Below are 26,079 nucleotides of genomic sequence, written 5' to 3'. Positions count from 1 at the left end.
GGCCGCACTTCCCCCCATTCCGATCAAGGTGCCGGCATGACCTGGTGTGCCCAGAGGTCGCGGGGCCTGCCGTGTCGGGCGACTTCGGCTCGTTCCAACAGGGCGCATCGGTGCGGCTGCGCACCGAGGGCGCGAATATCGGGCGCCACGGGCGAGCACCTGCTCGCCGGCCCGCTGATCCCGCCCTCTCGCTGATCCGATCAAGTATCTGTCGTCAATCCATTCAAGAGGTGACACATGCACCGGAGAATCCGACGAGTCTCCATGCGGCTCTCTGGCATCGCCATGCTGGCCGCCGGGTCTCTGTTCGTCATTCCAGGCGCCCAAGTGCACGCGGAGGCGGCAACGGGGGATGGGGCAGCGGAGGGTGCCGCGAAGGCGGTTGCCTCGGTCGGTGCCACAACGCCCTTCGTGACGGTCGAAGCCGAGTCCGGCAGTCTCGGGGGCGGCGCCGCGGTCCGCTCCATCAAGCCGGGAGACCCCGCGCCGACCAAGGCGTCTTTGGAAACCGAAGCCTCGGGTTATGCGCTGGTCGAGCTGAGCAGCACCGGTGATTCTGTGAAAATACGGAACAAAACAGGCAAGAAGGCCAACACTCTGGTGGTTCGCGCCTCGATTCCTGACGCGCCGGAAGGCGGCGGCATCACCGCGTCGCTGAACCTGTACGTGAATGGAAAGTTCCGCCAGGCGATCACGCTGAGCTCCGCGCAGGCGTGGAACTATCGCGAGGCGACCACGAACCCGGACGATCCCAACGCGGGCGGGATGCCCTACCGCTTCTACAACGAGTTCCCCGTCTGGGTCACGGGCGCTCCCATCGCCCCGGGCAGCACCATCACACTCCAGAAGGACGCCGCCAACACGGCGGCCGTCTACGACATCGACTCCATCGACCTGGAGAACGTCGGGGCCGCACTGGCCCAGCCGGCCGATTCGCTCTCCGTCGTGAGTTATGGCGCGGACCCGGACTTCTCGAAGGATTCCACGGTCGCCATCCAGGACACGGTGAACGCCGCCCGGCAGCAGGGCAAGTCGGTGTGGATCCCCCAGGGCAAGTATCTGACGAACAGCCTGGTGTCCAAGCCGCTGGACTTCACCGGCGTGACGGTGCGGGGAGCCGGGATGTGGCACACCACGCTCTACCGCAAGGTTCCGCTGCCGGCCAACTCATGGCGCTCGCAGATCCTGGTGGGCTCGGGTACCACGGTCACCGATCTCCAGGTCGACACGAACGCCATCTGGCGAGGAGTCGGCGGCACCGGCGGTTCGGACTACGGATTCAACGCCAGCGGCGCGGGCGGCTGGCTGCTCGACCGGATCTGGACGCGGCACATCGACGCCAACTGGCTCTCCGGCACCGGCGGTATCGCCCGCAACAGCCGCGCCGCGGACACCTACGGTGACGGATTCAACATCAACAACGGCAACACGAAGAACCCCGACAAGCTCGGCCTCAACATCACGGTCCAGAACAACTTCGCCCGGGGCACCGGCGACGACTCCTTCGCGGTCTACTCCGACTCCGGCGCCGCCGGGACCAACGGCCAGCTGAGCGGCGCGAAGGTCCTGAACAACACCGCGATCGCCCCCTGGTGGGCCAACGGCCTCCGGATCGCGGGCGGGCGGGACATCGAGATGAAGAACAACCTCGTGAACAGTGTGTCGTCGAACAGCGCCCTGGACATCGGCGTGTTCGGCGATACGGGACACCCCTTGGAGTCCGCCACCGTCAGCGGAAACGTCCTGCTCGGCGGCGGTGGCTGGAACGGCGTCCGGCACGGTGTGCGGATCAGCTCTCCCACGAGCACCTCGCTGTATCCGGACGCCTACACGAACGTCACCCTGACCAACAACATCCTGCGCGGAGCTCTGCGAGCGGGCCTTTACATCGATCTGAAGCGTGTCAACACGACCCTGAAGAACAACACCATCGACGGTCCGGCGACCCAGGGAATCTGGATCACCTCGGGCGTCACCGGCACCGGGACCTTCACGGGTAACACGGTGCGGAACCTGCGCCCGGGACAAGAAGCGACCCGGAACGACTCGGCGTCCACGTTCAAGATCACCGGCTGAGAGCCCCCGCTCGCAGTCCCGGGGCAACCCAATAGCGAGGCGCCCGCGGTCGGCCGGTTCTCCCGGTCGGCCGCGGGTTTCGAAGGTGACGGGCCCTCAGGCAGGCCCCTCCGGAGCACTGCTGCCGCTGTACGAGGGCAGATCGGCGACCATCTTCCTGAGGACCGGGTCGCCCGCGAAGCGACGCGCGTGCAACTCGGCGGTCTGCTGCGCGATATCCGGATCGTCACTGTCAGTTGTGTCATAGGACACAAAGGTCTCCACCAGCGGCAGACCGATCCGGTCGGTGTGCGCGTGCGAAGGCGCCATCAAGTACTCCCAGTACCCGTTGAGGCCCTCCAGAACGAAGACGGCACCGTACTCGAACTCCCCGCCCACATCCCTGCCGACGACGTACCGCACCACCGCGTCGATCGAGTGGCCTTGGTTGCGCAAGCTGGCCAGGGCCTCCTCGCGCTGCTCGGGCGTCGCGCCAGCCTTGAAGGTGAAACGGTTGTGATGGTAGATCATGTCGCTCTCCCAGCGGCCGAATCGGACCAGTAACTGAGCAGGGCGGACACCGCCTGATCGGCCAGGTGCAGGGCGCGGTCGAATCCGACGTCCTCGATCGACCCGATCCCGGCGAGCCCGTGCAGCGCGCCCCACAGCAGGTCGCAGGCGTCCTCGATGCGGACCCGCTCGGCCTCGGCCCCCGCGGCCCATGCGCGGATGACCTGCCCGGTGAAGGCGAGCACGTCGGCGGCGGACCGAGGCGTCCACGTCCGTGCCGGGCCCGCCCGACACCAGTTGGTACATTCCCGGCCGCGATCGAGCGAACTCCAGGTAGGCGGCCGCCGCCAAGTGCGGCCCCCGCGAAGCCGGTTCACCGGCCACCGCGGTCCTCATCCGCTCCAGCAGGGCTCTCAGCGACGAAGCGAGGCGTGGCGGCCTGGGGGGTTGGCCGGCGGGTGATCCGGCAAGCGCGGGTCGGCCGCCTACTCGTACCGGTACTTCAGCGAGTCCGCCTCCACCTGTTCGATGTCGGCGATCGTCAGTTCCGGCATCCGCAGCTGGGCCAGCGTCACCTCGGCCGAGGTCGGCTGGGCGTCCGCCGGCAGCCACTGCTCCGGCTTCCAGGCCCCGCTGCGCAGCAGCGACTTGGGGCAGTGCGGGTAGACCTCCTCGATCCCCACCACCAGCGCACTGGCCGGCGGCTTGCCCACGGCGGTCAGCTGCGACAGCAGCTCCGGGCGGGTGGAGACGCAGGCCCGGCCGTTCACCCTGAGCGTCGTGGTGCGCCCCGGGATGACGAACAGCAGCCCCGCCCGTCCGGTGGCGATGACGTTCTGGAGGGTGTCCAGACGCTTGTTGCCGGTCGCGTCCGGTATCGCCACCGTCCGAGGGTCCAGGACGGCGACGAACCCGGCGGGGCCGCCGCGCGGGGAGACGTCGCAGTTGCCCTCGGCATCCGCGCTGGCGACCAGGACCAGTGACGAGAGACCGATCAGCTGCCGGGTCTGCTCGGTGAGTTCGGTCATCTGCTTCCGCATGGCCGCGTCGCTGGGGAGCGCGTAGACCCGGCGCAGCGTCTCCTGGTCGGACACGGCGTCGAGGCGGAGCGAGTCGAAAGCGCTGTCGGCAAGGGGCGTCGTCATGCCCTCGACTGTAATCGGCCGCACCTTCGGCCTTCGAAAGATGCGGCGTGCCATCGAACGCAATCACGGGACCCGCCTTGGCTTTACCTCCGGACCGTGAACAGCCATACACACTCAATTCCCTCCTTGACGAGTGGAGCGCCTTTGTCAGCGAGATCGGCCGCGCGTCGGAGCAGATGCCGGGCGCCGGGCGCGTCACGCGCAGGTGCCTGCTACCGGCGATCCGTGCAGGAGTTGAGGCCAGCGGTGGGTGTTGCTGGCCTGGCAGATGCGTTGGGCGATCTGTCCGGTGTCGAGGTTCCATAGGCGTAGCTCGCTGCCGCTGCCGCCGTTGCTGCGGCGGGTGGAGCGACTGACGCTACTGGCGAGGGTGTTGCCGTCGGGGCTGAGCGCCAGGCCCGTGACGTTGTCCGTGTGGCCGCGGAGAATGGCCTCGGTGCGTCGTGCACGGACGTTCCACAGACGCAGGGTCCGGTCGGAGCTCGCGGTGATCAGGTGGTTGCCGTCTTTGAAGGCGACTGAGGAGACAGCGTCGCTGTGGTCGGTGAGGGTGGCTCTCACTCGGTGGGTTGCCGTGTCCCAGAGTTTGGCGGTGTGGTCGGCGCTCGCCGTGGCGAGCGTGCGGCCGTCAGGAGCGAAGGTCAGGGCGTGGACGGCGTCTTTGTGACCGGTGAGGACTGCGCTGGTCCGGCGGGTGTTGATGTCCCACAATCGGAGGGTGCGGTCGGCGCCGGTGGTGGCGAGTGTGCGGCCATCGGGGCTGAAAGCTACGGCGAAGACGGCGTCGGTGTGGCCGGTGAGGACGGCCACGACGCGCTGTTCGGCCACGCTCCACAGTCGTACGGTGCGGTCGTAACTGGCCGTGGCCAGGATTCGGCCGTCGGGGCTGAAGGCCACCGCCAGCACGGTGCTTTGATGCCCCCTCAGAACCGCCGTCTGCCGGCGGCTGGACGTGTTCCAAAGCCTGACGGTGCGGTCGGTGGCGGTGGCGGCCAGGGTGTGGCCGTCAGGGCTGAAGGCAACGGCATAGGCTGAGTCATCGGGGTCGGTGAGCGTCGCCGTCTGCTGTCGCCGGCCGACATCCCACAGCTGGACACGGCCATCCGACACAGCGGCCAGGGTGCGCCCATCAGGGCTGAAGGCTTCCTTGCCGGTGTATGCGCCGCCGTCGAATTCGTCGACGGGCCTTCGGCTGACGGTATTCCACAGCCCGACCGTGCCGTCAGCGTCGGCAGTGACCAAAGCGCGGTCGTCGGGGCTGAATGCCAGAGCGTGGTAGAAGGCGGAATCACCGCCGAGGGTGGCGGTCGTCCGTCGTGTGGTGGGGTTCCACAGTCTGACTGTGCCGTCGGTGCCAGCCGACGCCAGCGTGCGGCCGTCCCGGGAGAACGCCACCGCGGCCACGGAGTTGTTGTGGCCGTTCAGGACCGAGACCTTACGTTGCGCCGCGATGTCCCACAGACGAATGGCGTTGTCGTCGCCGGCCGAGGCCAGGGTGTGCCCGTCCGGCGAGAACGCCACCGCGCGCACGGCGTCGGCGTGCCCGGAAAGGACGGCGATGATACGGCGCGATGCCGTCCGCCAGAGCCGTACGGTGCGGTCGGCGCCGGCCGTGGCCATGCTGCGTCCGTCCGGCGAGAACGCCACCGCCAGGACCGCTTGGGTGTGCCCGGAGAATGCGGTGATGGTTCGGCGTGACGCCGTCTCCCACAGGTTGATCGTGCCCTCGCCGCCGACGGTCGCGAGGATACGTCCGTCGGGGCTGAAGGCCAGGGCATTCACAGCATTGGTGTGATCGCTGAGGGTGGCTGTTTCCCGCCGCGTCGAGGGGTCCCACAGCTTGACGCCGCGGTCGGCGCCGGCGCTGGCGAGGACGCGCCCGTCGGGGCTGAAGGCCAGGGCATTCACCGTATCGGTGTGACCGCTCAGCGTGCCGATCAGTCGCCGTGACGCGGTGTCCCACAGCTTCACGCTGTGATCTTCACCCGCCGACGCCAGGACGCGTCCGTCAGGACTGAACGCCACCGCCCGCACGCTTTGCGCGTGCCCGGTGAGCTGATTGGCCCCGTACATACCGTAGGCGCTGATCAGACTACTGCGGGCCTCCATGGTCGGAGCCCGTCGAAAGCCCTGGAGTGCCAGCAGCATCGCCTCTTCGGGCCGTGCCACCTGACGGGAATCGCTTATGGCGGCCAGTTCCCGGGACATGGCGACGTCACGCTGCTCGTTCGCCGCTCGCTGCGCGCCCACTGCCCAGATCGCGGTCGTGGTGGCCACCATGAGCAGAACACTCAGCAGTGCCACAGCCTGTCGTCGCAGCGTTGCTCGACGCCGTACCGCCGCGCGTTCGGCGGCGGCCGCTGTCAGACCGGCATCGAGGAACGCCTGCTCCGCGGCCGTCAGAGAGTCGCGATCCAGTCCGGTGGCCTGTTCCAGGCGCACGCCACGGTACAGCGCTCCGCTGTCCCGGCTCAGCCGCTCCCAGGCGGTGGCCTCCTCGGTCAGCCGGCGGTGGACACGCAGTCGCTCGCGGTCCTGCTCGATCCAACTGTGCAGGCGGGGCCAGGCGGTGATGAGGGCCTCGTGGGCGATCTCGACGGTGTCACCGTCGCGGGTGAGCAGCCGGGCCCGCACGAGTGTCTCCACGACCGGCCAGGTCTCCTGGCACACGGGGGTCTGCAGTTCCTCCGGCTTGGCGGGCCTGCGGGTGTCGGGGGTCCCCTCGCCCGGGGTGACCAGCCGCAGCAGCAGGCGGCGGGCCGCCGCCTGCTGGGCCTGGGTGAAGCGGCCGTAGACATCCTCCGCGGTATGGGCGACCGCACTCTCCAGACCGCCGGCCGCTTCATATCCGGCTGTGGTGAGGGTCTTCCCGCGGCGGCGACGCCAGGTCTCCAGCAGCACGTGCGACAGGAGCGGCAGTCCGCCCGGGGCGTCGGCGACCTCCTTGATGAGCCGGGCGGTCAAGGCGCGCTCCACGGTCAGTCCCGCGGCGGCGGCCGGTTTGACGATGGCTTGACGCAATTCCGCCGGGTTCATCGGGCCGGTCAGCAACTGGGCGTCACGCAATGCCTCGGTCAGATGGCGGAGTTCCGCGCAGCGGCCGTAGAAGTCGGCGCGCACCGCGATGAGTACGCGTAACCGATTTCCGGGGTCCTGGGAGTTCAGCAGCAGGTTGAGGAAGTCGGCGCGTTCGGCGGGGTCCTGGCAGAGCGTGAAGAGTTCTTCGAACTGGTCGACGATGACGAACACATCCGCACTCGGATCGTCGGGTGCGCTGTCGCTGGGATCAAGGATGCGGGCGTGCGCGCGGGCCGGGTTCGGGCCAGGGGTGAGAATACGGATGGCGGCCGGGCGCAGGTCCGCGTTCTGGGTGTGCTGCAAGGAGGGGATGAGGCCGGCGCGCAAGAGGGAGGACTTTCCGCTGCCGGACGGGCCGAACACCGCCGCGAAGCGCCGCCGGCGCAGCAGAGCCAGCAGATCGGAAATGAGCTGGTCACGGCCGAAGAACTTGCTGCTGTCACTGATGTCAAATCGTGCCAGACCCTGGTACGGCGGTTTGGCACCCGCCCCGTCCTGCGCTGTTACGTCGATGACGGTTTCTTCCGCGGTCTTTTTCCAGCGTTTCTCCCATTCCAGCGCATCGCCCCCACACGCCCGCACGTAGGCCAGGGCCACCGGAAGAGTCGGCAACTGCTCACCCGCGGCCGCCTGTGACAGCGTCGTGGCCGAGTACCCGGCCCGCTGGGCCAGCACCCGATAGGCGATTCCGCCCGCCTCCACCCGCAGCTTGCGCAGCTCGAACGCGAACCGTTGCACCGGACCCGCACTCGGATCCACCGGCACCTCATGACGCCCCGCCATATCTCCTCCGCCGAGTGTCCCCCTGCCATGGGCCACGCTAGAGATCCCGGCACTCGCGGAAAAGATCGTGTCCGGCCATTGATTGGCCGCCCGCCAGCGCTGCCAATCAATGCGTCAGCTGCTGAACTCGGTGATGCGAGCAGCTGCGAGGCCGCTCCGGGGGAGCACCGCTTGCTTCGCTGTGGGGGCGAACAATCACCGGCCCCCACAGCGAAGCAAGAACTGTCAGGAATGGAAACTTCGATGGACAGAGGAACGGTATTGCTTCCAGCTGAGACTTCTGCCCGCCAAGAGGCGCGTGACGGCAGAAGTGACCGTAGTGCCGCCGGCCTGCCCACCTCTCCCCATGTCACGTTCGACCCGCAGAGGAATCGGCCACCGGGGCTGGGAATGCTGGTGACAGAGTTCGACACGGCGAGCGTTGCGGCACCGGATCGTTTCGGTCTGTTCGCCGAAACCACTAGCCGCTCCCATATGCACAACCGGCTGCGCAGCGACGATCAGGACGACTTCCGGGCCAGGATACGGAGCGTGGAATTGGGGGAGTTGCAGATATCCACGATGTCCCTCTCCCATCTGGAGGTCACGCGGACCGCGAAGCTGATCCGGCAGTCCGACCCCGAGGTGTACCAGATCAACTATTTTCTGCGTCAAAAGGGAGTTCTCTCTCTGGCCGGAGCCGACACGGCGCTGCGTGAAGGTGATCTGGTGCTGATGGACTCCAGCCGTCCCTACCATGGAGATGTCCGCGCCACCGGGGACGGCTGGTCGCATGTGACCGTGCAGTTCGCCCGAAGGCTGTTGCCGCTGCCGGAAAAGACTGTGCGGCACCTGCTCAATGTCCCGATCAACGGGCTCCACGGCATGGGCGGGGTCTTTACGCGCTGGCTGAGCGACCTCAACAGACGCGTCGGCGAATTCACGCCGGAGGACGTCCCCACCCTCGCCTCGGTCACCCTGGACCTTCTGGCGTCCACGATCGCCCGCTGCCTGGAGGCTGAGGAAGCACTGAGCCCGGAGACCCGCCGGATCGCCCTGCGAGCCCGCGTCAATACGTACATCGAGCAGCACCTCGCCGACCCCGGCCTGACGCCGCAGACGATCGCGGACGCCCACCACATCTCCCTTCGGCACCTCCAGCAACTGCTCGCCGAGGACGACACATCGCCGGCGGCCTGGTTACGCCACCGCCGTCTGGAACGCTGCCGCTTCGATCTGGCCGACCCCCGCCTGGACGCTCGCCCGATCCGGGCCGTCGCCGCCCGCTGGGGCTTCACCGACGCGGCGCACTTCAGCCGCCTGTTCCGGGCCGCCTACGGGATACCGCCGCGCGACTACAGAGACCTGCCGCCCGGGGCGCGCGCGAATCGTCAACACATCTGCGCGATATGACATCCAGAGCGCGACACGCCCCAGGGGCAGCCGGCGTGCTACGAGGACTTCGCGCGGGCGAGCAGGGCCTGTGACAGGTCCCACAGGCGCCGGGCGTTGTCCGGGTCGACGGCGTAGCGGGCGACGCCGTGCAGCGTGCCGGAGCGCCGGTCGACGACCTCGGTCTCGTCGCAGTCGACGAAGTAGCGCCCGCCGATGCCTTCGAGGTGGGGCGAGGTGGCGAGGAGGACGGAGGTCGCGGCGCCCTGCTCGACGGTCTTGATCAGTTCGGCGGGTACCCGGCCGCTGCCCCGGCCGCCGGTGTGGCGCTGAAGATTCGTGTAAATGGCGCCGGGCATCAGGGCGTTGGCGGTGATGTTGTCGTCGGCCCAGCGGCGCGTCGCCTCGACCGCGAAGAGGACGTTCGCGGTCTTGGACTGACCGTAGGCCAGCCACGGGTCGTAGGGACGGAAGGCGAAGTTGACGTCGTCCCATACGACGGGGGATTGCTGGTGACCGGTGGAACTCACCACGACGACACGGGCGTTGCCGTCGGCGGCCAGCGCGTCGTGCAGTGCGGTGGCGAGGGCGAAGTGGCTCAGGTGGTTGGTGGCGAACTGCCGCTCCCAGCCCTGCTCGGTGTACTGCTCGGGACAGGCCATGACGCCCGCGTTGTTCACCAGTACGTGCAGCGGGCCCTGCCAGGAGGCGGCGAAGGCGGCGACGGATCCCGGATCGGCGAGGTCGAGCTGTGCGACCCGCACGTCCTGATTGCCGGTCGACGCGGTGATGTCCTTGGCGACGCGTTCGCCCGCGGCCGTGTCGCGGACGGCGAGGGTGACGCCCGCGCCGGTCCCGGCCAGGGCGCGGGCGGTCTCGGCTCCGAGGCCCGACGAGGCGCCGGTGACCACTGCCCGGCGGCCGGTGAGGTCGATGCCTTCCGCCACCTCGGCGGCCGTGCTGGAGAAGCCGAAGGGGGTGGTGATGGTGCTCATGAGTGAACTCCTTGCCGTGTACTGCGGTGCGTTCGGAGGTGGGTGTGGCGGCCGGCTCTGTGCGTTCAGGGCGTGACCAGGCGGTCCTGCTCCACCGGGGGCGTGCCGTCGTGCCAGTCCAGGGCTTTGCCGGACCGGACGAGTTCGCCGTAGAGGGCGGGGTCGACATGGTCGGAGAAGACCAGGTCGAGTACGGCTTCGGCGGCCTGGGCCGGCGACTGTGCCTGGCTGTAGTCGCTGAACCAGGGGCGTGAGGTGGCGGTGTCGACCATGCCGGGGCACACGGCCGCGATGAGCGTGCCGGTGGCGAGGTCATGTTCGCGGCGCTCGGCGGCGAGCGCGCGGACGGCGGCGACCTGGGCCACCTTCGAGGGCACGTTCAGCCAGACGGGCCAGCCCGCCTCCTGTGCGGTGCGGTGGTGGATGGCACCGCGCCACGATTCGACGGCGTACTCGACCTGGTCGAGGCTCGCACCGTCGAAGAGGTGGTGCAGGCGCGCATCGAGGTGGCCGAGGGTGCCCAGGCTGCTCGCCACGACGAGCAGTCGGCCGCCCTGGCGCAGGACGGGGCCGAAGACGCGCAGCATCGTGTGGGTGGCGGTGTTGGACACGTCGATGAACTCGTCGGCGCGCTCGGCCTGCGACTCCTCGGGCACCAGCCGGGCGACCGCGTTCGAGATGACGACATCGACCCCTCCGTACCGGGAGCGGAGGTCATCGGCGAGGCGGGCGGCGGCCTCGGAGTCCGTGACGTCGAGGACGCGGCCCTCGACACGGGCGCGGCTGCCGGGAGCCGGCCGGCCTCGCGGGCGGCGTCCGTCACGCGCTGGTGGTCGCGGCCGGTGAGCAGGACCAGGTCGTCCGGTTGCATGCGGGCCGCGAGCCCTTCGACGAAAGCGCGGCCGAGTCCTTGGTTGGCGCCCGTGACAAGGGCGATACGTGAGCTGCTCATGCGTTCCACGCTAAGAACGCCCCGCTCATGAGTCCAACGAAAGTTCAGCACGGCTAGTATGCGTAAACGTCATGGACTTCACCGATGTGTCACTCACCGCGCTGCGCGTCTTCCGCGCCGTCGCCGAGCAGGGAACCTTCACCGCGGCCGCCGCGTCCCTCGGCTATACGCAGTCGGCGGTGTCCCGGCAGATCGCCGCGATCGAGCGGGCCGCGGGCGCGGAGCTGATTGAACGGCGCCGCGACGGCGTACGGCTCACCACGGCCGGGCGCCTCGTCATGCGCCGCGCGACGGTCGTGCTCGACGAGATCGACGCCACCGCGCGCGAACTGTCCGGCCTGCCCGGGCAGGCCGCGACGGTGCGTCTCGGCTGGCTGCCCAGCGCCGGTGCCGTTCTGGTTCCCCGCGCCCTGGCCGCCCTGCGCGATACGGACCCCGGCATCCAGGTCGTCGGCCGGGAGGGCGGCACGCCGGCGCTGGTGCGCGCCCTGCGCGCCGGCAGTCTCGATCTGGCCCTGCTCGCCTCCGCTCCGCCCTTCCGGCCGCCGGACGCCGAGTCGCCCCCGCTCGTCCTGCGGACCCTCACCGAACGCGCCCTGTGTCTGGCCGTGCCCGCGGCGCATCCGCTGGCCCGCGGCGACTACATCGACGTGGCCGACCTGCGCGGGCAGCGCTGGATCGCGAGCTCCGCCTCCGGCGAGGACCGGCTGATGGGCGTGTGGCCAGGACTGGACGAACGGCCCGAGATCGCCCACACGGCCCGCGACTGGCTCGCCAAACTCCAACTCGTCGCCGCGGGATGCGGATTGACCACGGTGCCCGCGGCGCTGGCTTCCGCCGCACCACAGGGCGTCCGCATCCTGCCCGTCCGCGGCGGCCCCCAGGAACAGCGACGCCTGCTTCTCGCCCACCCTCCCCGGACGCCGACCGAACCGGTGGCTCGGGTGGCAGCGGCCTTGCGCGCGGCGGCGCTCAACTCCGGTACGTATGACAGCTCTTGATACGGCCTCGCGGTCAGATCCTTGGGTTCACTCGGTCTTTCCTTGGGTTCACACGGTTTTGACGACGATGCCCGTGTCTTCGAGTGCGGTGACCTCGGCGGGAGGTGCCGAGGTATCGGTGACGAGGGTGCGCAGGAGGGTGGCGGGGCCGACATAGGCGTAGGCGGTGTGGCCGAGTTTGCTGCCGTCGGCGGCGGCGATGACGCGTCGCGTGGAGGCGATGCCGGCCTTCTTCACGGCCGCGTCATCGAGGTCGTAGGCGGTCAGGCCCTCGGACGCGCTCAGACCGCAGCAGCCCATGACGGCGGTGTCGAAGCGCAGCGCGGCCAGGGACGCGAGCGTGAGGGGGCCGGTGAGGGCTCCCTCGGCGGACCGGGGCCGGCCGCCGGGCACCATCAGCGTGGCCGGGCCCGGGCCCTCTCCGAGTACGTGGATGGCCTGCAAGGAAAGGGCCATCACGGTGACCGGACGTCGGCGAAGCAGGTGTGCGACCTCCAAGCAGGTGGTGCCGCTGTCGAGGAGGACGCTCTCACCGTCGGCGATGAGTGAGGAGACCTCGGCCGCGATGCGGCGCTTGGCGTCGACGGCGTCGTGAGCGCGCAGGGCGAAGGGCGGCTCCTCGCCGCGGAGCAGCAGGGTGCGCGCGCCGCCACGGACACGCGCCAGGACACCTTGCTCGGCCAGCGTGTCGAGGTCGCGCCGGATGGTCATCTCGGAGGCGCCGGTCAGGCCGGCGAGTTCCTGGACCGTGGCACTGCCCGATTCCCTGACGGTCTGCGCGATCAACCCGTGCCGGTCTGCGTTGCTCATGCTGCGATTGAACACCACCCGGAACGAACAAGCAACGTGTTCATAAGGTGGCCTATCAATCATCTGGATTGTTCGTTACGGTAGTCGTCATGAGCTATTCGGTGCGGTCCGCCAGAGTTGCGACCTTTGTGTACTTCGTTCTCTGCGGCACGATGACGGGCACCTGGGAAGGCGTACGGCCGTCCCGTCATGTCGGCCCTTCCACGCCACGTTCTCGGCGGGCGGTGCCCTCGCCGCGCTCGTCGGAGCGGCAACGGCGAGTGTGGGCCTGAGCCCTGCCGCCGGCCGTACCCACCGCCACCGGCACCGCGGCCGACGTCGAAGAGGCCGAGCAGGCGCCGGGCGGCGAGCACCGCCGCCTTCGCGTACGGCACCTTCGCGGCGACCATGACCATCGGTCGGCTGACCCACCTCGTCGCCCTGAACCACGCCTTCGTTCTGCTGACCCTGCTGTGTGCGAGCACCGCCGCGGCCGCCGGGATCCTGCGCACCGGATCCGGCCGCGCGCGCGAGACGGCGACAAGCAGCCACTGACCCCCTCGGGATCCGGAGGAACACCATGCCCACCGACCGAAGAATCCTGCTGTTCGACCTCTTCGGCGTCCTCGCCCGCCATCAACGCCTGGGCGCCCTGGGCAGGATGGCTGCCCGCTGCCACGTCTCCACCGACGCCTTCACCACGGCCTACTGGGCGTGCCGAGGCCCCTACGACGCCGGTCGGCAGTCCGCGAGCGAGTACTGGACCGCCGTACTGCGATGGCTGTCCCGGCCCGTCGACGCCGGCACGATCGAGGAACTGCGCCTCATCGACATCGACAGCTGGTCACGCGTCGACAAGCGGATGGTCGCCTACGCCCGGGCCCTCCGCGGCGCCGCGGAGGTCGCCCTGCTGTCCAACATCCCCGCGGACCACGCGGACGTCTTCCTCGCCGAGCAGCCCTGGCTGCGGGAGCTGGACCACGTTGCCTTCTCCGGGAAGATCAAGGTGGCAAAGCCGGACCCGGCGGCCTTCCACCACTGCGTCATCGCCATGCGGGCCGCCCCGGCCGAATTCCTCTTCATCGACGACCGCGAGGAGAACGTACGCGCCGCGCAGGCCATCGGAATGAACGGACATGTCTTCACCGGTCGCGACGAGTTGGCAGCAGCCATCGGAGCCTGGTTGCCGACCCGGCGATCCACGCGGAGATGACACCGCTGTCGCGGGCGCGACCTGGACTCCGGCGGGCCGTTCTTCGCGGGCTGGAGCGACCGCCCCTACGCGGTCAGCACTTCACGCGTCTGACGGCCGCAGCGCTTCGTCAGGCGGAGTCGAATCCTTGACGAGCTGCCGTCACCCATCGCAGGACCCCCTTCGATCCAGTTTCCTCGGCCAGCTCCGTGGCCTCATCGAGCAGCGCTGCCGCGTCGCCCTGTCGAGCCTGCTCTGCGGCGAACTGGGCAAGTGTGATCAGATTTGCGGCTACTCCCGGCAGAAAACCAATCTCGCGACGAAGGCGGGTGGACTCCTCCAGGCGTGCTCGCGCCGCGTCCAGCTCTCCAGCCATGTGCTCGGCGAAGCCGAGGTGTCGAAGCGCGTAGGACATGGTCAGCCTGTCGCCGGCCGCGGTGGCAAGATCGAGGGCACGGATGAAGGCAGGCAAGGCGCTCTCCGTATCATCGCGGACCACTTGGTGGAAGGTGCCCACCCAGAAGAGCGCCTCGCCCTCGCCTCGCACATCACCGACCCGCTCGTACAACACTGCCGCACGTTCGAAAAGCTCAAGCTCCCGTGCGTCTTCGATCCGCTCCTCCAGGAACCGGGCATGAACGAGGCGGCCACGCGCGAGGGCGACATCGGCCTCAACGCCGTCGAGACCGAGATCGGCGACGGCCGGCGCATCACCGTCACCACCGAAGACGGCGCGTTCATAAAGGAGTTGGGCCTGCTCGATTCGTGTGTCAGTGGTCATGCGATGATTCTACGATCGCGGGTCCGTGCGTCGCTGATCATTTGCCACGCCGCTACCCGACCTCCGCGACCGCAAGCCGCTCCCGACCTCGTACGGCTCGTCACGCCGGTTCAGAACACTCGAAGGCGAAGCTCTCAGCGGAACGCGGCGACGTTGTCGGCGGCCCAGTCGGCGAACGAGCGCGGGGCGCGGCCGAGGATCCGCCGCACGTCCGGGCTGACGCGCAGTTCGGCCGGGCTCGGAGAACCGAGGATGTCCAGGGTGTCCTCGGCGAGTTCCGCCGGCAGGCTCTGGGTCATGGCGGCCTTGGCCTCGTCGCGAGTGAGGTCGTGGAACCGCACCGGCGAGCCCAGTGCGGCGGCGATGGCCTCCGCCTGTCGGCGCGGTGTGATCACCTCCGGGCCGGTCAGCTCGTACACACCGCCGTTGTGCCGGTGGTCCAGCAGGCAGGCCATCGCGACGTCGGCGATGTCCGCCGGGTCGATGATCGGCACCCCGATGTCGCCGAAGGGCGCGGCGACAACCCTCTGCGTGCGGATGGACTCGGCCCACCACAAGGCGTTGGAGGCGAAGCCGCCCGGCCGCAGGATGGCCCACTCCAGGCCGGAGTCCCGCAGCGCGTCCTCCACCGCTCGCATCGTGATCCGTGTCGGGCCGAAGGGCCTGGTCGCCACGCCTTGCGAGGAGAGCAGGACGACCCGGCGGACCCCGCCGGCCGCGGCTTGGGCGATGACGTCGGCCGGCCTGGCCCCGGCGGCGTGCAGGTCGCCTGACAGCAGCAGAAACAGTGCCTTCGCCCCGGCCAACGCGGGCTCAAGGCTGGGCGGCTCGGTCAGGTCGGCCACCACATGGCGGACACCGTCCGGTACTGCTGCCGCGTGCCGCGACACCGCCGTCACCTGCTGGCCCGCCTCGGCCAGCGCCCGCGTCAACGGCCGGCCCACATTCCCGGTAGCCCCGGTCACCACGATCATGATCAGCTCCTCGTTCGATGTTCTCTGCGGCATTCACGCTAGGAGTTCGGCTCACTTTCGGTAAGGACATACCTGAAGGTAAGCTCGTCACATGACGGTAGGCGCGCAGTTCACACGGACCGAGCCGGGCGAGCGGTATGACGTGTTTCACACCGACTGCCCCGCGCGCGACATGGTCGACCACGTGACCAGCAGGTGGGGCGTCTGGGTGCTGATCTCCTTGCGGAGCAACGACCTTCGGTTCTTTGAACTGCGCGAGAGCATTCAGGGCATCAGCGAGAAGATGCTTGCCCAGACCCTGCGCGTGCTTGTCCAGGACGGCTTGGTCTGGCGGAAGGTCGAGCCGACGACGCCGCCCCAAGTCACCTACGGGCTGACCGAGTTCGGCCAGGAGGTCGGCGAGCCGCTGACGGAACTGTTCGACCGGATCACAGGGCGGCTGTCGCAGCGCAGTGCGGGTTAGCGATACACCGACACCGAAGTCACCGAACCCGAGCCGAATCGTCTCTTCGCCGAGACGCGGCGGACCGGCTCAGATGGTGGGCCCGCAGGCGAGAAGCAGGGGGAGCAGCGGCGCCGTGAGCGACGCCGCCACGATCCCGAGCCCAGCGGCGCGGTGTGGCTTGGGCTGCGGGGCGAGGACCCGGTGAAGGCGGATCAGGGCGCTGGGGCCGCCCGCGCTCAGCGCGGCCCGCGGCCCTGCCGCGACTTCGCACATCGCGGTGGCCAGGTCCTCCCGGGAGTGGAAGCGCAGCGCACGGTCGTCCGCGATCATTTCCAGTAGCAGCGCGGTCTGTTCCTTGGCGTGCCGGGCGAGCGGCAGGCCCGGGAAGGCGCGGGCGAACGCGTCGATGACCATGTGGAGCAGGTGGTGGCGGCCCACGAGGTGAGCCTGCTCGTGTTCGAGGACCGCGCGCAGTTGCTCGTCGGAGAGGACGTCCAGCGCGCCGCGGGTGACGACCACGCGCCGACAGCGTCCGGGCAGGCAGTACACGGCCGGCACATCGTGTTCCACGATCGTGGCTCCGTACTCGGGAGCCGGGCTGCCGACGAGGGCGAGCATGTCGAGTTGACGCTGTCTGGCGCGGCGGGACCAGCGCGCGGTGCGCAGCAGCCAGCCCAGGGGGAGCAGCACGATGGCCGCCGGGGCAAGGAGGGTGACGGCGTCCCCGGGTGCCGGTGTCGCGTCGCCGGACTGGGCGTCCGCGGTCACGCCGCAGGCGCTGAGCAGCCCGACGAGCCCCTGATGCACGTGCTGTTCGGTCAGCACCACGTGGTAAACGATGAGTGCGACGGACACGATGAAGGTCGCCATCAGGCCGTGCCAGGCAAGGACCGCGACCGTCGGGGCGCGGTGGGCCCACCGCGCCCGCGCCAGTGCGCGCGGCGCCACGACGCCCACCAGAGCCGCGTACGCGGTCAGCGCCACGGCCGTGATCATGTCTCGTTCCGCCTCTTCGCCGTGCGAAGGGCCGCCCGCAACGCGTCGGCCTCCTGGGGCGTGATCTGCTCCACGAAACTGACCAGGGCGCCCGCGGGATCCGGGTTGCCGCCGAGAGCCTCCTGCATGAGGGCCGCCGTGTACTGCTGGCGTGTGCAGGTGGGTTCGTACACCCAGGCGCGGTTCTCCTTCTCGCGCCGGAGCATGCCCTTGCGGTACAGGATGTCGGCCACGGTCTTGACCGTGCTGTAGGCGATGGGGCGCTTCTTGTTCAGATCGGTGAGCACGTCGCGCGCGGTCGCCGGACGGCCCCAGGCCCACAGACGGTGCATGATCTCCGCCTCCAGCTCACCCAGCTGTCGCACAACCCCTCCCTCCGCTCCGGGCGTTCGAAGGTCCCGGCACCACTGACCGTTCATCGTAGTCTTCCGCCGGTCCCGAACTGCCCGGTGCGGGGCATACGGTGGCGGCACGCGGCCCCCGGTGTCGGCGCGTGCGCCACGAGCACCGGCACTTGGAACGTGACGACTAATCTGCTTAGTATTCTGGCGTTCCTTCGAGGGCTGGAACCGGACTGACTCCGGCACCCCGGAGGGAGCCGTTCAGTGTTCACAGCGCCTGACTTCGCCAGTACGCCGCCGAGCGCTCTGGGGGGAGGCGGCCGACGAAGAAGGAGCTGGCACACCATGGCGTCCCATCGCCGTCCCAAGCCGCCCAGCCAGGCCCGTACCACCGTGCTCACGGCCACCGCCGCGGCCGCCGTCGCCCTGTCGGCGCAGTCTGCCTCCGCCGATCCGCTGCCCGACCCGAACAAGAAGGGTGTCGAGGCTCAGATCGATCGGCTGTATGAAGAGGCCACGCAGGCAACCGAGAAGTACAACGGTGCGAAGGAGAGGGCGGGCTCTCTGCAGAAGGACGTCGACTCCCTCCAGGACGCCGCCGCCCGCAAGCAGGCGGATCTCAACGGACTGCGCGACCGTATCGGTGCGATAGCCGCCGCGCAGTACCGCAGCGGCGGCATCGCTCCTTCCGTGCAGCTGTTGCTCTCATCCGACCCGGACGCCTACTTGGACCAGGCGTCCCTCGTGGATCAGCTCAGCGCCCGCGAGGTGAGCGACCTGCAGCGTTTCCAGAGCCAGCAGCGTGACCTGCTGCAGCAGCGGTCACAGGCCGCCACGAAGCTGAAGGATCTGCGGGACACCCGCACCGAACTGGAAAGCAAGAAGAAGGAAATCCAGGGCAAACTCGCCCAGGCCCAGAAGCTCCTCAACACCCTCAGCGCGAAAGAGAAGGCCAGGATCGCCGAGGAGGAGGAGCGTGCCAACCGCGCCAGCTCCCGCACGGACCTGGGCAACGAATCCAGCGCGTCCTCACGCGCGGCCGAGGCTTTCGCCGCCGCCAAGAGCCGTGTCGGGATGCCCTATGTGTGGGGAGCGACCGGACCGGGCTCCTTCGACTGCTCCGGCCTGACCTCCTGGGCCTTCAAACAGGCCGGCGTCTCCATACCCCGCACCTCGCAGGCCCAGGCCTCCGCCGGAACCCGCATCAACTCCCTCGGTGATCTCAAACCCGGCGACCTCATCATCATGCGCACGGACCTGAGCCACGTCGGCTTCTACGCGGGCAACGGCCAGATCCTCCATTCCCCCAAGCCCGGCGCCCAGGTCCGATACGAGTCGATCGCACGAAGCGGCATGCCGTTCATGTGGGGCGTGCGCATCTGACCGGCCCGCCCGCGCGGCGTTCAGGGGGGCGACGGAGAGCGAGGACAAGGGTGAGGTGCGAGTGGGCGGAGCTCGCGGTCGGGGAAGGGCTGCCCCCGGTGACGGGGACGGCGGGTGCTTGGGTACGCTGCTAAGCAGATTGGCGGCGAGCCTTCTGTCATCCGTTCGCTCATCCATCCGATTCGTGTTCCGTAGCTGACGATCGAGAGCCGCACCGTCATGCGTCACCCCCTTCCGTCCCGCTCCGCCTCCCCGGCATCAGGGTGGCTGCGGGCTGTCCGGGCGGCCGGGCTCGCCGCGCTGTGTGTGCTGGTGCCGTTGGCCGGCCATGTGCTGTCGCAGGGGCATGCTCCTCGGTGGAGTGTGGTCGCGGTCATTGCCGCGGTTACCGCTCTCGGCGCGGTTGGTCTCACTCGACGGAGGCTCTCGGACGCCCACTTGCTCAGTGCGCTGGCGGGCGCGCAGGTGGCCTATCACGCCGCGTACTCTCTCCCCGGAGCCTGTGGGATCCGACTGGGCGGGGGCGCCCCTGCCGATGGCCTGTCCGGTGCCCTCGAACATGTCGCCATGGCGGGCCCACCGCCCTGGGCCATGGTGGCGGGGCACCTCGTCACCGTGGTGATCGTCGCGCGACTGCTGGGCGTCACCGAGGCGTTGCTCTGGCGGAGCGAGTCGCTGGTGGCCGCCGTGTGGCAACTGCTCCTGTTCGTCTGGCCGCTGGGACCCGCGGGAGAGCCGCGCGAACCGAGTGGCAGGCACGGTGACAACGTCGCCGCACCGCACCCCGCGCTGATCATCCGGCTGAACTCGGGTCGTGCGCCCCCGGCTTCGCGACGTGCCCGGGTGCCGTCCTCCACGCTTTCCCTTCCCGGGCCGATCACGATCGGCGGTCCCTGCCTGCCCTGATGGGTGTCTCCGGCGGACCGTTCGAGGTCGGCCGTCCCGTCCCGGTGAGCGACGCGGCCACCGGTGGACAGAGAGATGACCCATGCCTGTGATGAACCGGCGTGCCGCCCGTACGGTGGCGCGCGGTGCGGTCGTGCCTGCCGTGGCAGCCCTGCTCTGGGCGAGCGCCCCGGCCGCATCCGCCCATACCGAACTGGTCAGTGGCAGTCCGGCCGAGGGCGACTCGATCGGCTCGCTTCCCGAGCGTGTCCAGCTGACCTTCAGCGATCCGATGACACCGGATTACGCCAAAGTGGCGGTCACCGGACCCCGAGGCGAGGCCGTTCTCGGCGATCCCGAGGTGAAGGGCGAGGTCGTTTCGGTCCGGCTCGCCCCCGCCTCCCCTCCCGGCCGTTACCAGGTCGGCTATCGAGTGGTCTCCGCCGACGGCCACCCCGTCTCCGGTTCGTTGACCTTCACGGTGAAGGCGCGCGCGGCACAGCCCCCCGCCGACGCGTCGCCCTCCGCCACGGCCCCGACCGAGGATGCCGTCCCGGCCGAGGAAGCCGTTCCGACCGAGGATGCCGTGCCCCGCGAGCCCTCCCCGGAGCCCACCGCGCGCTCCGGGGAGAAGGAGCCGACCCGAGGTTCTTCGGCCCGGGACACGGCGGTCGGTGCCGTGGGCGCGGTGGTCGTGTTCGGAGCCGGCTGGGTCTGGCTGCACCTGGCGCGGCGAAGGCGAGCGCGCCGTGAGCACTGAGCCGATGGCGACCCGACGGGTACGCCTTCCGATGCTCATCGGTGCCGTTGTGGCCGCGTCGGTGACTGCCGCGTTGGCCGCGCTGTGGTTCGGCGGCGGTACCGCCCAGCCGGTGGCGGGGATTGAGGACGCCGGGAAACTGACCGCGCTCGGCCTTCCGGTGGCTCGCACCGTGATGGACGCGGCGGCCGTCGCCACCGTGGGCGCGCTCCTGCTGATCGGGGTGCTGCTGGCCGGTCGTAACGTCCGCCTGTCCGAGACACAACGCCGTTACCTCGTCTGGGCGGCGGTCGCCGCCGCGTTGTGGGCCGCCGCGGCGGCTGTCACGCTGGTCTTCACGGTCTCCGACCTGTTCGCCCAACCCGTGGGCCGGTTTCTCAGCCCCGGCCTGCTGGCGGACTTCATCGCAGGCGACGCGCAAGGGCGTGCTTATGCCGTTGTGGTGGTCGGCGGTGTGACGCTCGCCGCGCTGACTCCCGGTATCAGCACGGCGCGTGGCGCCTGGTGGGCGCTGATGTTCGCGGTCGGGGCACTACTGCCCCCGGCGTTCACCGGTCACTCCTCGGCGGCGGCCAACCACGACACAGCGGTCGTCAGTCTCGCGTTGCACCTGATCGGTGTCGCGCTGTGGGTCGGCGGGCTGGCCTTCGTGCTCGTCCTGGCGGTACGGCGCGAGGAAGCCGCCGCCGACGCGGCTCGGCGATTCAGCGGACTGGCCGGCTGGGCCCTGCTCTCGGTCGCGGCGAGCGGCCTGCTCAACGCGGCGGTACGACTGCCGTCCCTGGGTGACCTCTTCACCGAGCGGTACGGGCTGCTGGTCCTGGCGAAGGCCGCCGCGCTCATGGCGCTCGGCTGGTGCGGACGGCTGCACCGCCGCCGCACCTTGCACCGGCTCGACGCGGGCGGCCCACGGCCGTTCGTACGACTGGCCGTCGGTGAACTCCTGGTCATGGCCGTGGCGATGGGGCTCGCCGTGGGACTGTCCCGTACCCCTGCGCCCAGCGGCGGCGACGCACCGTACTCCGCGGTCCGGGAACTGCTGGGTTACAGCATGCCGGCTCCGCTCGGAGGCTTTCCCTGGACTCCGTTGTTCACCGCTTGGCGGTTCGACGTGGTGTTCGCTCTCGGTTGCGTGGTCCTGGCCCTGCTCTATCTGGCGGGTGTACGGAAACTCCGCCGACGCGGGGATGCCTGGCCGGTGGGGCGGACGGTCTCCTGGCTGCTGGGTCTGGTGGTGACCGTCTTCACCACGATGGGCGGCCTGTCCACGTACGGCAAGGTGCTGTTCAGCGTGCACATGGGCCAGCACATGATCCTTGCGATGACCGTGCCGATCCTGCTTGTGCTCGGCGCCCCGATCACCCTGGCCCTGCGCGCGCTGCCCGCGGCGGGAAAGGGCGAGCGGCGAGGGACGCGGGAGGCGCTGTTGTCCGTGCTGCACAGCCGCTACGTCAGTGTCATGTCCCATCCGGTAGTCGCGGGCGTGCTGTTCATCGGCAGCGCCTTCGCCGTCTACTACACCCCGCTGTTCGCCATCCTGATGCGCAGTCACCTCGGTCATCTGGCGATGCAGGTGCACTTCCTCGCTGTCGGCCTGCTGTTCTTCTGGGTGATCATCGGCATCGACCCCGGTCCGCGCAGGCCGCCGTATCTGGCGAAGCTGTTCGTGCTGATGCTGGCGATGCCGTTCCACTCCTGGTTCAGCATCTCGCTGATGAGCTCGGCCGACATCATCGGTGAGGACTGGTGGACAGCGCTCGGCCGTACGTGGGGCCCGTCATTGGCGGACGAGCAGTACAACGCCGGAGCCATCGCCTGGGCGACCGGCGACATACCCGTCCTCATCACCACCATCATCCTTGCCATCCAGTGGGTACGCTCCGATGCCCGCGAGGCGCGACGGATCGACCGCACCATCGACCGCGGCGATGGCAAGGACCCCCTGACCGCGTACAACGCCTATCTCGCCGCCCTCCATTCACGTACCCCCGAACCCGAACCGGCGCAGCGGCCGAGCGGCCTGTCCGCGCGTCGGAACACTCCGTGAGGGGCCGAGTGGCCGACCGGCATGTTGTTATCAGAGGTCCTGATCTGTGTTCATGCTGCGTTCGGTTTACTCCCCGAGACTTGTCCATTGCCCCCCACTTGATGAACGAGAGGCTTCACGTGACGGACAAGAACAACGAGGATCCCGCGTACTCGGCGATCTCGCGACGCAGACTGGTCAAGTACGCGGGTGCCGGGGCGACGCTGGCCGCCGCGGCCGGCTCCCTGGTGGGCAGCGGTACGGCGTGGGCGCAGGACAACGACCGCGAGCGGGAGAAGTCCGGTGACTCCCGTAAGCGGGTGTGGCGGGCCGGTGATCACCATGTGCACTCCGAGTACAGCGGTGAGTTCGACACGTCCACGAACCCCCCGACGTTCCACAAGGGCGCCGACGCGGTCTATCCGATCGTCACCAACGCGATCATGGCCAAGAACTTCGGTCTGTCCTGGGTGATGTGCACCGACCACGGCGGTCCGACCCACTCCAAGGTGAACCTTGAGCAGGCCTACCCCGATCTGCTGCGTTCGCGGGTGCTTGTGCCCGAGGTGCTCCAGTTCTGGGGGATGGAGTTCGACGCCCCGGCTCTGGACCATCACACACTGATGATTCCTCACCACAGTGACGAGGCCCAGCAGCTCTTCGAGCTGGAGAGCCGGTTCGCGAAGTACGATGCCTTCCCCTCGGATCCCGGTCGGGACACCGAGGCCAAGATGATCGAGTTCCTGAAAGCCGCGAAGGACATGAGGCGCAAGCCTCTGGTCATCGCCCACCACGCCTCCCGGTCGGCGACCGGCCTCGGCGTCTACGGGCAGGACACTCCGCGCGAGTTCCGCAACGGCAACAACGTCGCGCCGGAGATCTACGTCGGCTTCGAGGGGGCACCCGGTCACCAGGCCGGCCCGCTCAACGGCGGCGCGCGCGGCGGCTACGGGAACTACCCCACCCACGGCGGCTTCGACCAGATGACCGCCCGTGTCGGCGGACTCTGGGACTCGCTGCTCGGCGAAGGCCGTCGTTGGTGGATCACGGCGACCTCGGACTCGCATGTGCACTGGACGCGCGGCGGCTCGGACTTCTGGCCGGGCGAGTACAGCAAGACCCATGTGCTGGCCCGGCAGGACTACGCGGACATCATGGACGGGCTCCGCAACGGCCGCGTGTGGGTCGGCACCGGCGACCTGATCACCAGCCTCGACCTCGCGGCGAGCAATCGCGGCGACGAGGCCGCCATGGGTGAGACGCTCACCGTCAGCCGTCGCAACCGTACGGACGTTGAGATCGAGATCCGATTCCGGCCGCTGGAAGGCAAGAACGGCAACGGCGACCGGCCGGAGGTCCGCCGAGTGGACCTGATCACCGGTCAGATCACCGGCCCGAGCGCCAGCCTCGACACCGACACCAACCCGACCACCAAGGTCGTGGCGCGGTTCGGCCCCCGCGACTGGCGCAAGCAGGGCAATGAGTACGTCATCAAGCACACTCTGCGCAACGTCGAGAGCGACATGTACGCCCGTGTCCGCGGCACGAGCACCGACGAGGCCGAGCCGCTCGCGGACGGACTGGAGAGCCCCTGGGACGACCTGTGGTTCTACTCCAACCCCGTCTTCGTCCACGTCCGTTAGCCTTCCGGTTCCCGTGTGACCCAGGGCCCCCGACCGGCACTCTCCTCGCCGGTCGGGGGCCGTTTGTGTGGCCGGCCGAGCGCCCGTTGAAGCGCCCGGCTCCGTCACCACGGCGGCAGGGCGGCGGAACGGGGTTGTGGCCGGGACGCCGCGTGTTGGCTTCAATGACCCAGGCCGCGTGTGGTTATATCCCGGCAACCACGTTGATGGCGAGAGCCGCCGGCCGGCACGCCCACCCGTCATCGGCTGTCCGGCGGCCTGCGCGCAAGGTTGTATCGCCGCCGCGAACGCCCCCACGGTGAAGGTCAATCACGGTCATTCGAGCAGTCGGACCTTCGATTTCGGGTGATGGCGGACGTCCACCACACAGTGAGGGAACACATTCTCATGACAGATGGCAATGAAAATGTGCGTTCGGGACGACCGCGCGGGAACCTGAACAGGCGACGCCTTCTTCAGGGGACAGCGGGCACCTTCGGTGCCGCTCTGGCATCCGCCGGCATCTATAAGATGATCGACGCCCTGGCAACACCACCGGACCGGCCCGCTGTCGCCGACAGCAAGCCCATCCAGGAGCAGTACATCCTGCAGAACGAGCAGGTGGTCATGGTCGACGGCTCGGGCGTGAAGAGCAGCAAGGGCACGATCGCGGTCCGGGTGCCGGCCCTGCACGACCATGTCATTACCGCGAGGCTGAATGTGCCGGCGAATGCCAAGGCGTTGCGGGAGGCGCAGCACCACCTTGAGTCCGCCATCCTGGGTCTGGAACGCCGGTTTCCGCCCACTCCCACAGGCGTGGGCATCACGGTCGCCTGGGGACTCCCGTACTTCCAGCAGTACATCCCGAACCTGGGCAGGACATCGGAATTCTTCAAGGCGGGAACACCTTACCCAGCGTATCTGCCGGTCGATTTGACGACCTCCAAGAAGGAGGGCCGTACGGTATATGCGCTGCAGGAGGCCATGACGTTCCCCAGCGACCAGCCCCCGCCCGGCTTCGGGCCGGTCCGCCTGGAACAGAATGACGTGGCCGTGCTGCTCCGCAGTGATTCACTCGACAATATCGCGGACGCCATGAACGCCCTCTTCGGGCATGGAAACAACCAGGCGGGCAGCCTGTTCAAGGTGACGAGCATCCGCCGGGGATTCTCCGGGGGCGGTTTCTACGGGCAGCAGGGCCTGCCGAGCAAGCTGGCGCTGGCAGCCGATATCCCCGGTGCACAGTCGATTCCTCGACAGGCACAGGGCTTTCTCGGCTTCGCCACCACCCTGGAGTCGAATATGGGACCCGGCGTCATCGCCAATCTGGAGACCCTGCCGGGCCTCACCGATCAGTGGCCCAACGGTTACTTCACACAGGGGACCACCATGCATCTCTCGCACCTGTTCCAAGATCTGGTGACCTGGTACGAACAGAACTTCCCTCAGTACACGGACCGCGTCGAGGCGATGCTCCATCCCGGCCTCTCTCCCGCGCCCGCGCCGGGTACGCTGGCCCTCCAGCCGCCAGGTCAAAGTGAGGCCGAAGTGGCGAAAGGCGTCCAGCGGTACGACTCCTACGGCCACACGGGGAGTATGTCCGAGGTGGACAGCACCACATCCCGGACGACCAGCAACTACGGGAAGGCCTACCCCACGGGGACGACTATCCCCGTGCGCGGCGATTTCGACACGCTGGACAACCCATTCCACTACACATCCGATCCGACGGCAGACCACTACAGCAAGAAGCCGGCGGCCGGGTTGCACTTCATTCAGTTCCAGCCGACGATCGGGATCTTCAATCTCGTTCGGCTCTCGATGGACGGCCACTATCCCGACAGGACACTCCCTGTCGCACCGCGCAGCCCCCACGCGGGCATCAACTCTGTCCTGAACACGACCCACCGGCAGAACTATCTGGTTCCACCACGGCGTCATCGCGCCTTCCCGCTCGCCGAATTCCTCGTCTGACACGAGCCGCGCGCCGCGCCC

22 protein-coding genes and 1 pseudogene are annotated in these 26,079 nt (G+C 68.9%); 12 read left to right on the top strand and 11 right to left on the bottom strand.

The genetic code is table 11. The features are described 5' to 3' along the window. The first annotated feature begins 411 nt into the window (after positions 1 to 411). Entirely contained in the window at positions 412 to 2,076 is a 1,665-nt protein-coding gene (locus M1203_RS24320) for a glycosyl hydrolase family 28-related protein (protein WP_249951909.1), read from the top strand. 96 nt (positions 2,077 to 2,172) lie between these two features. Here M1203_RS24320 and M1203_RS24315 read toward each other — a convergent pair whose 3' ends face one another. The 4 genes from M1203_RS24315 to M1203_RS24300 all read right to left on the bottom strand — a co-directional run bounded on the left by M1203_RS24315 (position 2,173) and on the right by M1203_RS24300 (position 7,571). After that, positions 2,173 to 2,586: a Dabb family protein gene (locus M1203_RS24315; RefSeq protein ID WP_249951908.1), complete on the bottom strand. Its 414-nt coding sequence runs from the start codon at positions 2,584 to 2,586 to the stop codon at positions 2,173 to 2,175. Continuing rightward, a complete protein-coding gene (locus M1203_RS24310; RefSeq protein ID WP_249951907.1) occupies positions 2,583 to 2,810 on the bottom strand; it encodes a hypothetical protein in 228 nt (75 codons plus the stop codon). Before M1203_RS24310 ends, M1203_RS24315 begins: the two co-directional genes overlap by 4 nt. Positions 2,811 to 3,050: 240 nt before the next feature. Next, the gene (locus M1203_RS24305; RefSeq protein ID WP_249951906.1) at positions 3,051 to 3,710 is read right to left on the bottom strand and encodes an MSMEG_1061 family FMN-dependent PPOX-type flavoprotein; all 660 of its coding nucleotides are present in this window, start codon (positions 3,708 to 3,710) and stop codon (positions 3,051 to 3,053) included. A 195-nt stretch (positions 3,711 to 3,905) separates the two neighbouring features. Beyond that, entirely contained in the window at positions 3,906 to 7,571 is a 3,666-nt protein-coding gene (locus tag M1203_RS24300) for a hypothetical protein (protein ID WP_249951905.1), read from the bottom strand. A 243-nt stretch (positions 7,572 to 7,814) separates the two neighbouring features. On the opposite strand from M1203_RS24300, the gene M1203_RS24295 reads away from it, so the two are divergent. Continuing rightward, the gene (locus M1203_RS24295) at positions 7,815 to 8,963 is read left to right on the top strand and encodes a helix-turn-helix domain-containing protein (RefSeq protein ID WP_249951904.1); all 1,149 of its coding nucleotides are present in this window, start codon (positions 7,815 to 7,817) and stop codon (positions 8,961 to 8,963) included. 38 nt (positions 8,964 to 9,001) lie between these two features. On the opposite strand, the gene M1203_RS24290 is transcribed toward M1203_RS24295, so the two are convergent. Together M1203_RS24290 and M1203_RS24285 are read right to left on the bottom strand one after the other, a co-directional pair. Beyond that, positions 9,002 to 9,937 carry an SDR family NAD(P)-dependent oxidoreductase gene (locus M1203_RS24290; RefSeq protein WP_249951903.1) on the bottom strand — a complete coding sequence of 312 codons (936 nt, stop codon included), beginning with the start codon at positions 9,935 to 9,937 and terminating at the stop codon, positions 9,002 to 9,004. A 65-nt stretch (positions 9,938 to 10,002) separates the two neighbouring features. Beyond that, positions 10,003 to 10,889 (bottom strand): annotated as a pseudogene (locus M1203_RS24285) (SDR family NAD(P)-dependent oxidoreductase). A gap of 71 nt (positions 10,890 to 10,960) precedes the next feature. On the opposite strand from M1203_RS24285, the gene M1203_RS24280 reads away from it, so the two are divergent. Next, entirely contained in the window at positions 10,961 to 11,890 is a 930-nt protein-coding gene (locus M1203_RS24280) for a LysR family transcriptional regulator (protein WP_249951902.1), read from the top strand. Between the two features lie 48 nt (positions 11,891 to 11,938). Here the strand turns inward: M1203_RS24280 and M1203_RS24275 are convergent, their stop codons facing one another. After that, complete coding sequence (locus M1203_RS24275; protein ID WP_249951901.1) at positions 11,939 to 12,700, bottom strand: DeoR/GlpR family DNA-binding transcription regulator; 762 nt, start codon at positions 12,698 to 12,700, stop codon at positions 11,939 to 11,941. Between the two features lie 387 nt (positions 12,701 to 13,087). On the opposite strand from M1203_RS24275, the gene M1203_RS24270 reads away from it, so the two are divergent. Both M1203_RS24270 and M1203_RS24265 read left to right on the top strand, forming a co-directional pair. Then, the gene (locus M1203_RS24270; RefSeq protein WP_249951900.1) at positions 13,088 to 13,234 is read left to right on the top strand and encodes a hypothetical protein; all 147 of its coding nucleotides are present in this window, start codon (positions 13,088 to 13,090) and stop codon (positions 13,232 to 13,234) included. 25 nt (positions 13,235 to 13,259) lie between these two features. Then, positions 13,260 to 13,892 carry an HAD family phosphatase gene (locus tag M1203_RS24265; protein WP_249951899.1) on the top strand — a complete coding sequence of 211 codons (633 nt, stop codon included), beginning with the start codon at positions 13,260 to 13,262 and terminating at the stop codon, positions 13,890 to 13,892. 109 nt (positions 13,893 to 14,001) lie between these two features. Here the strand turns inward: M1203_RS24265 and M1203_RS24260 are convergent, their stop codons facing one another. Together M1203_RS24260 and M1203_RS24255 are read right to left on the bottom strand one after the other, a co-directional pair. Beyond that, positions 14,002 to 14,652, bottom strand: a complete 651-nt coding sequence (locus M1203_RS24260) for a tetratricopeptide repeat protein (protein WP_249951898.1) — start codon at positions 14,650 to 14,652, stop codon at positions 14,002 to 14,004. A gap of 134 nt (positions 14,653 to 14,786) precedes the next feature. Then, a complete protein-coding gene (locus tag M1203_RS24255) occupies positions 14,787 to 15,626 on the bottom strand; it encodes an SDR family oxidoreductase (protein WP_249952013.1) in 840 nt (279 codons plus the stop codon). Positions 15,627 to 15,717: 91 nt separating this feature from the next. On the opposite strand from M1203_RS24255, the gene M1203_RS24250 reads away from it, so the two are divergent. Then, positions 15,718 to 16,089: a helix-turn-helix domain-containing protein gene (locus tag M1203_RS24250; RefSeq protein ID WP_249951897.1), complete on the top strand. Its 372-nt coding sequence runs from the start codon at positions 15,718 to 15,720 to the stop codon at positions 16,087 to 16,089. A 69-nt stretch (positions 16,090 to 16,158) separates the two neighbouring features. Here M1203_RS24250 and M1203_RS24245 read toward each other — a convergent pair whose 3' ends face one another. Beyond that, the gene (locus tag M1203_RS24245; protein ID WP_249951896.1) at positions 16,159 to 17,067 is read right to left on the bottom strand and encodes a M56 family metallopeptidase; all 909 of its coding nucleotides are present in this window, start codon (positions 17,065 to 17,067) and stop codon (positions 16,159 to 16,161) included. After that, positions 17,064 to 17,432, bottom strand: a complete 369-nt coding sequence (locus M1203_RS24240) for a BlaI/MecI/CopY family transcriptional regulator (RefSeq protein ID WP_249951895.1) — start codon at positions 17,430 to 17,432, stop codon at positions 17,064 to 17,066. Before M1203_RS24240 ends, M1203_RS24245 begins: the two co-directional genes overlap by 4 nt. 321 nt (positions 17,433 to 17,753) lie before the next feature. Here M1203_RS24240 and M1203_RS24235 point away from each other — a divergent pair, with 321 nt between their 5' ends. From M1203_RS24235 to M1203_RS24210, 6 genes are all read left to right on the top strand, one after another. Further along, entirely contained in the window at positions 17,754 to 18,791 is a 1,038-nt protein-coding gene (locus tag M1203_RS24235) for an NlpC/P60 family protein (protein WP_249951894.1), read from the top strand. Positions 18,792 to 19,358: 567 nt separating this feature from the next. Next, positions 19,359 to 19,697 carry a hypothetical protein gene (locus tag M1203_RS24230; protein WP_249951893.1) on the top strand — a complete coding sequence of 113 codons (339 nt, stop codon included), beginning with the start codon at positions 19,359 to 19,361 and terminating at the stop codon, positions 19,695 to 19,697. A gap of 82 nt (positions 19,698 to 19,779) precedes the next feature. After that, positions 19,780 to 20,436, top strand: a complete 657-nt coding sequence (locus tag M1203_RS24225) for a copper resistance CopC family protein (RefSeq protein WP_249951892.1) — start codon at positions 19,780 to 19,782, stop codon at positions 20,434 to 20,436. Further along, on the top strand, positions 20,426 to 22,483 hold the full coding sequence (locus M1203_RS24220) for a cytochrome c oxidase assembly protein (protein WP_249951891.1): 2,058 nt from the start codon (positions 20,426 to 20,428) through the stop codon (positions 22,481 to 22,483). Before M1203_RS24225 ends, M1203_RS24220 begins: the two co-directional genes overlap by 11 nt. 119 nt (positions 22,484 to 22,602) lie before the next feature. Further along, the gene (locus M1203_RS24215) at positions 22,603 to 24,105 is read left to right on the top strand and encodes a phosphoesterase (protein WP_249951890.1); all 1,503 of its coding nucleotides are present in this window, start codon (positions 22,603 to 22,605) and stop codon (positions 24,103 to 24,105) included. A 387-nt stretch (positions 24,106 to 24,492) separates the two neighbouring features. Continuing rightward, positions 24,493 to 26,058 carry a hypothetical protein gene (locus M1203_RS24210; RefSeq protein ID WP_249951889.1) on the top strand — a complete coding sequence of 522 codons (1,566 nt, stop codon included), beginning with the start codon at positions 24,493 to 24,495 and terminating at the stop codon, positions 26,056 to 26,058. Positions 26,059 to 26,079: the final 21 nt, after the last annotated feature.

The sequence above is a fragment of the Streptomyces sp. 35G-GA-8 genome, assembly GCF_023534745.1.
GTDB lineage: Bacteria > Actinomycetota > Actinomycetes > Streptomycetales > Streptomycetaceae > Streptomyces.
This window is presented reverse-complemented; position numbering and strand designations above follow the sequence as displayed.